Source organism: Campylobacter concisus, from assembly GCF_902460595.1.
Classification (GTDB): domain Bacteria; phylum Campylobacterota; class Campylobacteria; order Campylobacterales; family Campylobacteraceae; genus Campylobacter_A; species Campylobacter_A concisus_BL.
In genome coordinates, this window is record NZ_CABPVA010000002.1 from 55586 (window position 1) to 67911 (window position 12326).

The window sequence follows — 12326 nt, forward strand, 5'->3', positions numbered from 1 at the left end:
TAATAAAATTCACTATAAATTATTGACTTTTTCAGAAAAAAATGCTAGGATTTCATCACTCAAAAATAAAGAGTGCTAAAAAAGACAATTAAACTAAAAGGATGAACAATGAACTTTCAACCATTAGGCAAGCGTGTCCTAGTCGAACGCGTAGAAGAGACAAAGACGACAGCTTCGGGCATAATTATACCTGATAACGCAAAAGAAAAACCTTTAAGCGGTGAGGTAAAAGCAGTTGGTGCTGAAGCTGAGGGCGTAAAAGTTGGCGAAAAAGTAGTATTTGCTAAATACGCTGGCACTGAGGTGAATTTAGATGATAAAACATATCTTGTTTTAAACATCGACGACATTTTAGGCGTGATTAAATAATTTAAAAAGGAAAGACAATGGCAAAAGAAATTTTTTACTCTGATGATGCAAGAAACCGCCTATACGAGGGCGTAAAAAAACTAAATGACGCTGTAAAAGTGACAATGGGACCAAGAGGCAGAAATGTCCTTATCCAAAAGAGCTTTGGCGCTCCAAACATCACAAAAGACGGCGTTAGCGTGGCTAAAGAGGTTGAGCTAAAAGATACTATCGAAAACATGGGTGCAAGCCTAGTTAGAGAAGTAGCAAGCAAGACAAACGACCAAGCAGGTGATGGCACTACAACAGCGACTGTGCTAGCTCACGCGATATTTAAAGAGGGTCTTAGAAACGTAACTGCTGGAGCAAATCCTATCGAAGTAAAACGTGGCATGGATAAAGAAGTAGCAGCTCTTATAGATGCACTAAAAAACATCTCTAAAAAAGTTTCTGGCTCAAAAGAGATCGCACAGATCGCTACTATCTCTGCAAACTCAGATGAGAGCATCGGTAAGCTTATCGCTGATGCGATGGAAAAAGTCGGCAAAGATGGCGTCATAACAGTAGAAGAGGCAAAGTCTATCCAAGATGAGCTAAGCGTTGTTGAGGGTATGCAGTTTGACCGCGGATATCTAAGCCCATATTTCATCACAAACCCTGAAAAGATGCAAGTTGAGCTAAGCAATCCATTTATATTGTTATTTGACAAGAAGATCACAAATTTAAAAGACCTACTTCCAGTGCTTGAGCAAGTACAAAAGAGTGGCAAACCACTTCTAATCATCGCTGAAGATATCGAGGGCGAGGCACTTGCAACGCTTGTTGTAAATAAACTTCGTGGCGTGCTAAACATTTCAGCTGTTAAGGCTCCTGGTTTTGGCGACAGAAGAAAAGCTATGCTTGAAGATATCGCTATCTTAACAGGTGGCGAAGTTATCAGCGAAGAGCTAGGCAGAACACTTGAGAGCGCTACTATAAACGACCTTGGACAAGCTTCAAGCGTAGTTATCGACAAAGATAACACTACTATCGTAAATGGTGCAGGCGAGAAGTCAGCGATCGACGCTAGAATCACTCAGATCAAAGCTCAAATCGCTGAGACTACAAGCGACTATGACAAAGAAAAACTTCAAGAGCGCCTTGCAAAACTAAGCGGCGGCGTGGCAGTTATCAAAGTAGGTGCTGCGACTGAGACTGAGATGAAAGAGAAAAAAGACCGCGTAGATGACGCTCTAAGCGCTACTCGTGCAGCTGTAGAAGAGGGCATCGTAGTAGGTGGCGGCTCAGCTCTTATCCTTGCTTCAAAGAGTGTAAATTTAAATTTACAAGGTGACGAGGCAATCGGTGCTGAGATCGTTAGAAGAGCGCTTCGTGCTCCACTTCGCCAAATCGCTGAGAACGCTGGCTTTGACGCAGGTGTGGTAGCAAATGCAGTTGAGACAAGCAAAGATGCAAATTTTGGCTTTAACGCTGCAACTGGCGAATATGTAAATATGTTTGAAGCTGGCATCATCGATCCAGTAAAAGTTGAGAGAGTTGCGCTTCAAAACGCTGTTAGCGTGGCTAGCTTGTTACTAACAACTGAAGCAACTATCAGCGAGATAAAAGAAGAAAAAGCAATGCCTGCAATGCCTGACATGGGCGGAATGGGTGGCATGGGCGGCATGATGTAGTAGCCCTTTTCGAGCTAGAGCTTTTCTAGCTCGAATTTAATTTTTAATCTCACTAAATTTATAAAATTATTTACTCCTTTTTAAATTTATTCTTGTATCATTTTTGCATTCTTTTAGGGAGAATTTACAATGAAATATGATGAAATTTTTAGAGAATACGACATCCGCGGCATTTTTGAAAAAGACTTGACAGAGGACAGCGTCAAGGCTATAGGGCTTGCTTTGGGTAAGAAATTTAACGAATTTGGCGTGAAAACTTTAAGCGTTGGTTTTGACGCAAGGCTAAGTGCTAGCACGCTTTTTAGGTATCTGCTAAGCGGCCTAAACAAGGCTGGTGGCTTTAAAATTTATAACATCGGCTTGCTACCAACTCCTGTTGGCTACTTTAGCGTTTATGCTGATTATTTTGACGCAAACATCATGATCACGGGCTCTCACAATCCAAAAGATTATAACGGCTTTAAGATTACTATTAAAAAAGATAGTTTTTTTGGCAAAGATCTGCAAATTTTAAAAGATAGGGTGAATGAGATAATCGCCTCTGGTGAGCAAATAGCAGACGATGAGAGCTGTGAGAAATTTAATATCTTAGAAAAATATGTCGAGTTTTTTGTAAAAGAATTTAGTGAGCTTAAAAATTTCAAAAAACCTTTTGTTATCGACTGCGCAAATGGTGCTGTTGGCGTGAGTTTGGTGCCCATCGTCAAGGCGCTTGGACTAAATGCAAAAATTTTATATGAAGATCCAGACGGAAATTTCCCAAATCACCATCCAGACCCAAGCGAAAAAGAGAATTTAAAAGAGATATTTTCGCTCATTGAGAAGAAGGAATTTGATCTTGGATTTGGCTTTGACGGAGATGGCGACAGGATCGCGGTTATAACGCCAAAAAGAGATATAAAAGGCGATGAGCTAGCATATCTTTACGCGCTAAATATGAAACATCCAAAGGTGCTTGGCGAGGTAAAATGCTCGCAAAATATGTATGATGAGATCGCCAAGATCGGCGAAGTTTTTATGGGTAAAACTGGTCATAGCAACATCAAAAAAATGATGAAAGAGCTAAACGTAGATCTTGCGGCTGAAGTGAGCGGTCATATATTCTTTAAAGAGCGATACTTTGGCTTTGACGATGCACTTTATGCGATGATGAGGGTGCTTGAGCTAGTGCATAAAGGCTTTGATCTTGACGGCGAGCTTGATAAGATGCCACTTGTCTTTAGCACCGATGAGATCAAGATAAAGACGACTGACGAGGCTAAATTTAAGATAGTTTCCAAGTTAAAAGAGTGCGTGAAAAACGAGGGTTGCAATCTGCCAAAGATAAAAAATATCATTGACATTGATGGTATTAGAATTCAGTTTGAAAATGGCTGGGCGCTGGTGCGTGCGTCAAATACAACGCCAGTTATCGTCACTAGATTTGAGGCAAAGAGTAAGGAATTTTTAGAAGAGATCGAGCAAAAAGTGACAAATTTGCTTAAGAGCTTAATGTAACCAATAAAAGCATTTTGGGTTAAATTTACTCCAAAATGCTTTTTAAAATTTTATTTAAATATTCAAAAAGACCTATCTTTCTCAATCTTTCGATGATTTTTTCTCTGCAAACATGCTTCGTAGTATTAAATTTATAAAATACATAGAATTTAAAATTAACAAATAGTCTATCGGTGCCAGTGTTTTTCAAAAAGAGTTCATTACTAGCTTACCTTGCTCGTTTAGCGTTCAGGTGTGCAAAATATCTACTCATCTAGATTTTAAAGCAGTCCCACTTGCTGACAAAAATTTTAGAAACTTTATCGTAAAACTTACCTAGCAGCTTGCTGCCAAGAATTACAAAACTGTTGTCATGGATTTTAAAGTGATATCGCCTGCTGTAAAAATTGCAAATATATTTGTTAAATTTAAAAAGAGAGATGGCGTAAAGATTACGCCATTAAATTTAGAGTTTGCCGCCTTCGACGACTAGAGATTCAGGATTTACGCTGTCACCATAGATTGGTTTTAACGTTGCGTCATAGTCTTTGTGAAAGAAATTTTCTTTTCCAAGCTCGATGATCTCGTTATTTAGCCACTCAAGCAAGGCTTTGTTGCCTTTTTTGACAGCTGGAGCTATCACGTCCACGTCGCCAAGCGCTTCAACGCCAACGACAAAGCCCGGAGTCTCTTTCGCCCAGGCAAAAAGTAGGGCGTTATCATGCGCTAGAGCCGCACCTCTTTTATCAACCAAAGCTGCGAAAGTTTCGGTGTTTTGATCGTATTTTAAAAGCTTGATATTAGGGTAATTTTTTGTAAAAAATGCGTCCGCGGTTGTGCCTTTATTGACGATTAGTGTTTTATCTTTTAGCTCATCAACGCTCTTTATCACAGCACCTTCTGGGCTAACGATGCCAAGAGAGACCTTCATATATGGAAGCGCAAAATCAACAACTTGCGCGCGCTCAGGCGTTTTTGTGAAATTTGCAAGCGTGATATCGACCTTGTCAGCTGTGAGCACTTCAACCCTGCCAGCAGCCTCGACTAGCTCAAATTTAACCTTACTCTCATCGCCAAGCAGGTCTTTTGCGATGCGTTTTGCAAAGTAGATGTCATAGCCTTGGTTTTTGCCGTCTTTATCGACGTAGCCAAATGGCGGTTTGTCGCTGAAAACGCCTATCCTTATATATCCACGCTCTTTGATCTTTGCGATAGCGTCAGTTTGATTTGAAGCGGCTGCTTTGTCCGCACCTTTGTCATCACCACAACCCGTTAGAAAGACGGTAGCGACTAATGCTAATAAGAAAAATTTAAATTTTCTCACTCTTTCTCCTTTAGAAAATTTAGTAAATAAGAGCGGTAAAGTCTCGCTCTAAACGCATTTTGAAAACAGGCAAATTATCTCTTATTTTTTCTAAAATGAGAATAAATTTAGAAATTTCTTCGCGCGATCGCTCTTTGGATTAGTAAAAAACTCCTCTGGCTCGCTGATCTCCACGATCGCTCCAGCGTCCATAAATACGATCTTGTTCGCAACCGCCCTTGCAAAGCTCATCTCGTGCGTGACTATTAGCATCGTCATGCCATCTTTAGCTAAATTTAGTATCACATCAAGCACTTCTCTAACGATCTCTGGATCAAGTGCTGCCGTAACCTCGTCAAATAGCATGATCTCAGGGTTTAAACAAAGGCTTCTTACTATTGCTATGCGCTGCTTTTGACCGCCGCTTAGCTCCTTTGGATAGGCAAATTTCTTATCAAGTAGCCCAACCTTGCTTAGCCACATATCAGCCGTCTTTTCAGCCTCGGCCCTATCTCTTTTTTGCACCTTTAAAGGCCCAAGAAGGACGTTATCGATGACGTTCATATGGTCAAACAACTCGTAGCTTTGAAAGACCATGCCGACCTTTTGGCGGATCCTTTGCCACTCTTTAAATTTAGCGTCTATCACCTCGCCATCTATTATGATCTCGCCGCTTGCTATGCTCTCAAGGCCGTTTATACATCTAAGAGTTGTGCTCTTGCCACAGCCTGATGGTCCAAGAAGTACGACCACTTCGCCGCTTTTAACCTCTAAATTTATATCCTTTAAGGCGTGAAGCTCTCCATAAAATTTATTTAAGTTTTTAAGTTCTAAGATAGTTTCGCTCATTTTAGCTCCATTTTTCTTCTAGTTTTTTTGATAGTTTTGAGACTGGATAGCAGATCGCAAAATATAAAAAGAATATGAGCGTGTATATCCAAAATGGCGCCATAGGATTTGTAAATACATTTCGCTCGATGATCTGCTGGCCGACTTTGACCACCTCTACAACGCCGATTAACACGACGATAGAGGTCGTTTTTATCATACGGCTTAGTAAATTTACAGCTCCAGGCACCAGCCTTCTAGTAGCAAGCGGGATGATGACATAAAAGTAAATTTGAAATTTGCTAAGTCCTAGCGAGGCGGCTGACTCAAACTGGTGCTTTGGTATCGAGGTGATAGCGCCACGCACGATATCCATCATCTCAAAAACGCCCCAAAGGCTAAAGACGATGAGCGAGGCGGTAAATGCCGAGATATGCAGCCCAAAAGCCTTGCTAACGCCAAAATAAAATAAAAATAACCAGACGATCTGAGGCATGATACGAACGATCTCTAGGCAAATTTTTAAAACAAAATAGATAAATTTGTTTTTCATGCTCATCAAAACGCCAAGTATGAGGCCGCCGATAATGGAGATCACTATAGAAATGAGTGAAATTTCGGTGCTTACCACAATACCTTCAAGTAGCCTTAGTAAATTTTGCGTGTCAAATAATATACTAACTCCTTGCATTTCTCACCCTTTTTTCGACATAGCTAAACGCCAGCGAGACTGGCAAGATGATGACAAGATAGCTAATAACCAGCATAAAAAGCGCCTCGTCTGTTTTGTAGTAAAGTCCAATGAGATCCTTTGCGACATAGACTAGATCAGCAAGCGCTACGATGCTAACGATACTTGTCTCTTTTAGTAAAAATATGACGTTTGCGCTGATGCTCGGAAGTGCCACGCTAAAGGCCTGTGGCAAGATGACATATCTTAGAAGCTGATTTTTACTAAGTGCGATACTAAGACCTGCTTCTATCTGCGACCTTCTAACCGCCTCAAAGCCAAGTCTAAAGCTCTCGCTCATATAGCTGCCACCAAGAAAGCTAAGCCCTGCAACCGCACAGGCAAAGCCGCTCATCGATACTCCAAGCTTTGGCAAGCCGTAGTATAAAAAGAATAGCTGGATAAGAAGCGGTGTATTTCTTGAAAGCTCAACATAGCAATCAACTAGTTTTGAGAGAAATTTTAACTTGTAAAATTTCACAGCCATACAAAAAATGCCTATCAAAATAGAAAAAATGATCCCCAAAAAGGCAATTTCGATCGTAAGCACGCCAGCTTTTACAAAAAGTGGGTAAAATTTCTCAATAAACTCAAAATCCATAAACTTTAATCCAATCTGAAAAATGGAGTTATTTTATCCCATAATCATAAATTTAAAACTAATTAGATATGATCACGCTTTAAATTTAAGCTTACAAAAAGGATAAAATTTGATCGATCTTTTTCAGATCATCGGCTTTTTAGGGATGATTTGTATCGTGATGGGCTACTTTTTACTTCAGATCGGCCGTCTAAATAGCCACGATCTAGCCTATCAGATAATAAATTTAGTAGGTGCGGTGCTACTTATAATCTCGCTTTTTGTGCACTTTAACCTCGGCTCATTTTTGATAGAGGTATTTTGGATAATCATTACGATTTATGGAATTTATAAAATTTATAAGGAGAGAGCGTGAGAGCGTATGCAGAGTGGGAAGAGCAGGAGCTTTTGTTTTTATCGCTGCCACATAGTAAGAGCGACTGGGAGCCTTATTTAGAGGAGATTTTGGCGGGTTATGAGGAGCTTGTGGCTGCTGTTACGCCCTTTGAAAAGGTGGTGCTCATCTGCCCTGATGAGGCAAATTTTGATAGATTTAAGAAATTTAAAAATGTAGAGTTTGTTAAGCTTGAAACCGATGATACTTGGATCAGAGACTACGGTATGATCGACGTTTGCACAAAAGACGGCGTAAAAAGTTACGACTTTAAATTTAATGCTTGGGGCGGTAAATTTAAGAGCTCAAAAGATGATGCGATAAATTTAGAGCTAGCTAAAATTTACAAAACCAAACTTGAGCCTGTTGATATGATATTAGAGGGCGGAAGTGTTGAATTTAACGGAGATGGCGTGCTTTTAACCACCACAAAATGCCTGCTAAATGAAAATAGAAACAAAGCGCTTAGTAAAGAGCAGATCGAAGAAAAACTAAAAAATTTATTTGGACTAAAGCGTATCATCTGGCTTGAAAATGGCTTTATAAAAGGCGATGACACAGATAGTCACATCGACACTTTAGCTCGCTTTATCAAGCCTGATACTATCGCTTATGCAAGCTGCGAAGATGAGAGCGATGAGCACTTTGATGAGCTAAAAAGGATGGAGGATGAGCTTAAAAAAACTGGCTTTAAGCTACTTGCTCTGCCACTTCCTAAGCCTAAATTTTATGAGGGCAAAAGGCTTGGCTGCACCTATGCAAATTTTATCTTTATAAATGGTGCGCTAATCGTGCCAACATATAATAACGAAAACGATGAAAAGGTGTTAAATTTACTTGCCAAGGCACTGCCAGACAGAAAGATCATCGGTGTAAATTCGCTAGTTTTTGTCCGTCAAAATGGCTCGCTTCACTGCTCAAGCCAAAATAGATACAAAAGGGCTTAGCCTTGTCAAGTCCGTTTGATTATGAGTTTAACCGCATAAATAAGCAGGAGTGCACGCAGAGCGAAAATAAGGCCGTCATCGCAGCGGGAGCTTGCGCCTTTTTGCTCGCACTTGTGAAATTTGCAGCTGGGCTTTTTAGTGGTTCGGTCGCTGTGCTTGGCTCGGCGATTGATTCGATGCTTGATTTTATCGTCTCGCTTTTAAATTTATTTGCGCTTAGAAAGTCAAGAAAGCAAGCCGATGAGAGATTTAACTTTGGCTACACAAAGCTAGAGGCGTTAGCAGCGCTATTTGAGTGCGTCATCATCGTTGTGGCTGCTGGATATATATTTTATGAGAGCGTTAAGAAATTTAGCGAGCCAAATTTAGAGATAGACCTTGGCTTAAGCCTTGGTGTGATGGTCTTTTCGGTCATAGTGACGCTATGTTTGGTGCTATTTTTAAACCAAATTTCTAAAAAAAGTGGCAACCTTATCATAAAAGCAGACGCACTGCACTATAAGATCGACCTTTTTAGCAACCTAGCAGTCATCATCTCGCTGCTTATCATTAAATTTAGCGGATTTGTGATGATAGATGCGATCTTTGGTATCGTGATAAGTGGCTACATCGCTCAAAGCGCCATAAGCCTTGGCAAAGACGCCCTTGGTGTCTTGCTAGATCACGCAGCAAGCCCTGAGGTCACAGCTGAGATCATCAAGATGATAAAGGCAAAGAAGAGGATTTCAGACTTTCACTATCTAAACACAAGGCAGAGCGCAAATACCATATTTTTAACGATGCATTTAGTTTTTGACAAAGATATCTCGCTTTATGACGCGCACGAAGTGGCCGAATCGCTTGAAGCTGAGATAAGAGAGAAATTTAAGGAATTTTCGTGGCAGATAACCACGCATTTAGACCCATATAACGACAAAGAAGGGAGATGAGATGAAAGTAGCACTACTTCAACAAGAATTTAAAGGCACAAAAGAGGCGACCATCACAAAGACGCTTGAGCTAATAGCTGAGGCAAAAAAAGGTGGCGCTGATCTAGTTGTGTGCCAAGAGCTACACCAGACGCAATACTTTTGCCAAAGCGAGGATACAAATTTCTTTGATCACGCAAACGACTGGCAAGAAGATGTCGCTTTTTGGGGCAGGGTGGCTAAAGAAAACGGCGTAGTTTTAGTCACTTCACTCTTTGAAAAGAGGGCTGACGGACTTTATCACAACACCGCCTTTGTCTTCGAGCGTGACGGCAGTGTGGCTGGCAAATACCGAAAAATGCACATCCCTGATGACCCTGGATTTTACGAGAAATTTTACTTCACGCCTGGCGACATTGGCTTTGAGCCAGTTGAGACTAGCCTTGGTAAGCTTGGTGTTTTGGTGTGTTGGGATCAGTGGTATCCAGAGGCAGCGAGGCTAATGGCACTAAAAGGGGCGAAAATTCTCATCTATCCAACGGCTATTGGCTGGTTTGAGGGCGATAGCGAGGATGAAAAGTCAAGACAGCTTGAGGCGTGGCTGGCGGTGCAAAGAGGTCACAGCGTGGCAAACGGCCTGCCAGTTGTTGCAGTAAATCGCGTGGGCTTTGAAAAAGATGATAGCGGCGTGATGGATGGGATTAAGTTTTGGGGAAATAGCTTTGTTTTCGGGCCACAAGGCGAGCAGCTTTTCCGCGCAGATAGCCATAGCGAGCAGTGCAAGATCGTTGAGATAGACATGAAAAGAAGCGAAGAAGTTCGTAGAATTTGGCCATTTTTACGTGACCGCAGGATCGATGCCTACGCAAATATCACAAAGAGATTTATCGACTAAATTTAGAGCTAGAATTTCTAGCTCTTTTAAAATGCAAATTTCTTATCCACTATGCGGACTATCCTGCCGCCAAGCCTTTTTGCCTGCTCTTCGTTGTGCGTGGTGATGATGATCGTATATCTTTGCGACAGGCTTTTTAAAAGCTCCTCTACAATCAAGACATTTTTCATATCAAGCGACGAACAAGGCTCATCAAGCATGAGTAGCTCTGGCTTTGTAGTTAGCATCCTTGCAATGCAAAGTCTTTGCTTTTGACCGCCTGAGAGTTTGCTAGCTGGCATATCAAGGTCATTTATCTCATCAAGTAAATTTACGCTTTTAAGCAGCTCCTCTGCTCTTTTTTGCCTATCTTTTATGCTGCCTTCGTAAAATTCCATCGCATAGGTCAAATTTCTCTCGACGCTAAAGGGAAAGAGCGTGGCGTCTTGAAAGAGTATGGTTAGCTTTCTTCTTAGCCAAATTTCGTCTTTGGTTTTGATATTTTCGCCTTTAAATAGTATCTCTCCACTATATCTGCCGCCTTTTTGCTCCAAAAAGCCATTTAGCGCTGAAAGAAATGTCGATTTGCCACATCCTGAGCTACCCATTAGGCAGATGATCTCGTTTTGAGCGACATTTAAATTTAGATCTTTTAAAATTTCATTCTCTTGTTGTAATTTTTTGGCTTTTAAAGAAGACTATAAATATGATTATATAAAAGAAAGATAAAATATAATAGGAAAAATTATATGGGTCGAACTATTGAAGTTCAACCCACTGGATAATGAATTAATATCTACGTTTAAATTAAAAACAAAAATTATTCTGTTTTGTCTTTAACGTAGGTAGCACCTTTGTTAACTTTGTCTTTTGACCACTCGACTGCATTGCCAGTATCTTCTTTGGCACCATGCCAAGTATTGGAACAGCCAACCATAAAAAAGGCAGCGCACAACAGTGTTAGAAAATAACGCATATTTACTCCTTTGTTTTTAAGATGTGACTCTTGGGCAGAATTTGGCAATCTTTTATGCCTTAAATGGTTTCCAATATCTTCTTTTTCGGCGGCACGGTCATCTCTTGAAATTATATTTCAATTATATTCAAATATATTCAAAAATTTATTAATTTTTTTATCTGACGTAAGAAAAGAGTATAAAAAAGTAGTTTTTATAGAAATTTGCTTAAGGTAGGTATTATAAAATTTTTATCTATTATTGATATCAAGGCCTGCTTAATATTGCCTCGATTGATTAGGCTGAGTTCTGTTGAAAAGTTTGGTAATGGATCATTTAGTAATAAATTTAGCTTAGCCTCTTCGAGTTTTAGCTTTTTTTTATCTGTGTTTTTATTCTCTAGCATCGATACTACTATTCTTAGCTTTTCTTTTGTTATGTCACTTTGCACGGAATACCTTGTATATGATAATTGAAGATAAAAAAGCCACAGCAGAGCATGCAAAATACGCCCAAATTTCCCCAATAGTTTTTTCAAGGAGCGTGTGCAGGCCTAGCAAAAAGAATACTAAGCCTATGATGCAAATCACACCCACAATTATATTGAGTACAACTGAATTGGCGCTCTTTAAAAAAGAACACCTAATATCGTCAGCTTGAGCATCTATAAGCTCAACAACGGATACTATAAATTCAGATATGCCCGCCATTATTTTTTTAATAACCAGGCAGCTAAAAATCCAACCCCCGCAGCAATGGCAATGCTTTTAATCGGATCTTCTTTTATTGCGTCGTTTACGTTTTCTATGCTGTCTTTGCCTTTTGATTTTAGATCATCTATATATTTTTTGATCTCATCGCTATTTAGTTGGTCTAAAATTTTATCTTTAGCGGATTCCGCACGCTCTGCACCCATATCTTTGATAGATTTTATAACATCTTTAAAATCTGCTTTCAAAGAATCTAAGTCTTTTTTTAAAGACTCTAAATTTACCTCTTGAGTAGCCATTAGGACTCCTTTATTAATATTGTTTTGAGCTGAAGCTCTCGTATCATTATATATGATGTTACTTAATGGTTAATAAATTTAGCAATTCAAAGAATCTCATTGATGGTATGATGTAATTCTATGTTCCGTTAATAACTAAAAGTCACCATAAGGTATTCCTATATCCTTTTAAAATTCTTAGTGTTATACCTTTAATTATTTTTAATATATTTTATTAAATTACTATGCAAAATTTAGATATTTTATCTATGAAAATAGTTTTTAGAGACAATGATTTGTCTGAGCTTTTATATTTTTATT

The 12326-nt window shown here is 39.6% G+C and carries 15 protein-coding genes; 7 read left to right on the forward strand and 8 right to left on the reverse strand.

Annotation, left to right across the window (positions count from 1 at the left end; genetic code table 11):
* Positions 1–108: 108 nt before the first annotated feature.
* The 3 genes from groES (at position 109) to F3G86_RS05015 (ending at position 3518) form a co-directional block, all read left to right on the forward strand.
* Positions 109–369 carry a co-chaperone GroES gene (groES, locus tag F3G86_RS05005; RefSeq protein ID WP_009293641.1) on the forward strand — a complete coding sequence of 87 codons (261 nt, stop codon included), beginning with the start codon at positions 109–111 and terminating at the stop codon, positions 367–369.
* Between the two features lie 17 nt (positions 370–386).
* The gene (groL, locus tag F3G86_RS05010) at positions 387–2021 is read left to right on the forward strand and encodes a chaperonin GroEL (RefSeq protein ID WP_002940160.1); all 1635 of its coding nucleotides are present in this window, start codon (positions 387–389) and stop codon (positions 2019–2021) included.
* 129 nt (positions 2022–2150) lie between these two features.
* Positions 2151–3518, forward strand: coding sequence for a phosphomannomutase/phosphoglucomutase (locus tag F3G86_RS05015; protein WP_149723183.1), 1368 nt, complete (start codon positions 2151–2153; stop codon positions 3516–3518).
* 445 nt (positions 3519–3963) lie between these two features.
* On the opposite strand, the gene F3G86_RS05020 is transcribed toward F3G86_RS05015, so the two are convergent.
* From F3G86_RS05020 to F3G86_RS05035, 4 genes are all read right to left on the reverse strand, one after another.
* Complete coding sequence (locus F3G86_RS05020; protein WP_149723184.1) at positions 3964–4821, reverse strand: cysteine ABC transporter substrate-binding protein; 858 nt, start codon at positions 4819–4821, stop codon at positions 3964–3966.
* A 90-nt stretch (positions 4822–4911) separates the two neighbouring features.
* Positions 4912–5649 carry an amino acid ABC transporter ATP-binding protein gene (locus F3G86_RS05025; RefSeq protein ID WP_149723185.1) on the reverse strand — a complete coding sequence of 246 codons (738 nt, stop codon included), beginning with the start codon at positions 5647–5649 and terminating at the stop codon, positions 4912–4914.
* 1 nt (position 5650) lies between these two features.
* A complete protein-coding gene (locus tag F3G86_RS05030; protein ID WP_149723186.1) occupies positions 5651–6319 on the reverse strand; it encodes an amino acid ABC transporter permease in 669 nt (222 codons plus the stop codon).
* The gene (locus tag F3G86_RS05035) at positions 6306–6959 is read right to left on the reverse strand and encodes an amino acid ABC transporter permease (RefSeq protein WP_149723187.1); all 654 of its coding nucleotides are present in this window, start codon (positions 6957–6959) and stop codon (positions 6306–6308) included. The genes F3G86_RS05030 and F3G86_RS05035 overlap by 14 nt, the downstream gene beginning before the upstream one ends.
* Before the next feature lie 109 nt (positions 6960–7068).
* Here F3G86_RS05035 and F3G86_RS05040 point away from each other — a divergent pair, with 109 nt between their 5' ends.
* The 4 genes from F3G86_RS05040 to F3G86_RS05055 are packed head-to-tail and all read left to right on the forward strand — an operon-like array spanning position 7069 to position 10082.
* Positions 7069–7314: a CBU_0592 family membrane protein gene (locus F3G86_RS05040; protein ID WP_021085230.1), complete on the forward strand. Its 246-nt coding sequence runs from the start codon at positions 7069–7071 to the stop codon at positions 7312–7314.
* The gene (locus F3G86_RS05045) at positions 7311–8279 is read left to right on the forward strand and encodes an agmatine deiminase family protein (protein ID WP_149723188.1); all 969 of its coding nucleotides are present in this window, start codon (positions 7311–7313) and stop codon (positions 8277–8279) included. The genes F3G86_RS05040 and F3G86_RS05045 overlap by 4 nt, the downstream gene beginning before the upstream one ends.
* 2 nt (positions 8280–8281) lie before the next feature.
* The gene (locus tag F3G86_RS05050) at positions 8282–9208 is read left to right on the forward strand and encodes a cation diffusion facilitator family transporter (protein ID WP_149723189.1); all 927 of its coding nucleotides are present in this window, start codon (positions 8282–8284) and stop codon (positions 9206–9208) included.
* A gap of 1 nt (position 9209) precedes the next feature.
* The gene (locus tag F3G86_RS05055) at positions 9210–10082 is read left to right on the forward strand and encodes a carbon-nitrogen hydrolase (RefSeq protein ID WP_149723190.1); all 873 of its coding nucleotides are present in this window, start codon (positions 9210–9212) and stop codon (positions 10080–10082) included.
* Between the two features lie 26 nt (positions 10083–10108).
* Here the strand turns inward: F3G86_RS05055 and F3G86_RS05060 are convergent, their stop codons facing one another.
* From F3G86_RS05060 to F3G86_RS05075, 4 genes are all read right to left on the reverse strand, one after another.
* On the reverse strand, positions 10109–10720 hold the full coding sequence (locus F3G86_RS05060) for a phosphate ABC transporter ATP-binding protein (RefSeq protein ID WP_149723191.1): 612 nt from the start codon (positions 10718–10720) through the stop codon (positions 10109–10111).
* 161 nt (positions 10721–10881) lie between these two features.
* Positions 10882–11037 carry a hypothetical protein gene (locus F3G86_RS10455; protein ID WP_180995817.1) on the reverse strand — a complete coding sequence of 52 codons (156 nt, stop codon included), beginning with the start codon at positions 11035–11037 and terminating at the stop codon, positions 10882–10884.
* A gap of 194 nt (positions 11038–11231) precedes the next feature.
* The gene (locus tag F3G86_RS05065) at positions 11232–11468 is read right to left on the reverse strand and encodes a hypothetical protein (RefSeq protein WP_103573528.1); all 237 of its coding nucleotides are present in this window, start codon (positions 11466–11468) and stop codon (positions 11232–11234) included.
* 258 nt (positions 11469–11726) lie between these two features.
* A complete protein-coding gene (locus tag F3G86_RS05075) occupies positions 11727–12026 on the reverse strand; it encodes an ElaB/YgaM/YqjD family protein (RefSeq protein ID WP_012001578.1) in 300 nt (99 codons plus the stop codon).
* Between the last annotated feature and the right edge of the window lie 300 nt (positions 12027–12326).

What these genes read in the sequence shown, in the direction of transcription:
- groES (WP_009293641.1), top strand. Translation starts at nt 109, where the DNA reads ATGAACTTTCAACCATTAGGCAAGCGTGTCCTAGTCGAACGCGTAGAA.
- groL (WP_002940160.1), top strand. Translation starts at nt 387, where the DNA reads ATGGCAAAAGAAATTTTTTACTCTGATGATGCAAGAAACCGCCTATAC.
- F3G86_RS05015 (WP_149723183.1), top strand. Translation starts at nt 2,151, where the DNA reads ATGAAATATGATGAAATTTTTAGAGAATACGACATCCGCGGCATTTTT.
- F3G86_RS05025 (WP_149723185.1), bottom strand. Translation starts at nt 5,649, where the DNA reads ATGAGCGAAACTATCTTAGAACTTAAAAACTTAAATAAATTTTATGGA.
- F3G86_RS05030 (WP_149723186.1), bottom strand. Translation starts at nt 6,319, where the DNA reads ATGCAAGGAGTTAGTATATTATTTGACACGCAAAATTTACTAAGGCTA.
- F3G86_RS05035 (WP_149723187.1), bottom strand. Translation starts at nt 6,959, where the DNA reads ATGGATTTTGAGTTTATTGAGAAATTTTACCCACTTTTTGTAAAAGCT.
- F3G86_RS05055 (WP_149723190.1), top strand. Translation starts at nt 9,210, where the DNA reads ATGAAAGTAGCACTACTTCAACAAGAATTTAAAGGCACAAAAGAGGCG.
- F3G86_RS10455 (WP_180995817.1), bottom strand. Translation starts at nt 11,037, where the DNA reads ATGCGTTATTTTCTAACACTGTTGTGCGCTGCCTTTTTTATGGTTGGC.
- F3G86_RS05075 (WP_012001578.1), bottom strand. Translation starts at nt 12,026, where the DNA reads ATGGCTACTCAAGAGGTAAATTTAGAGTCTTTAAAAAAAGACTTAGAT.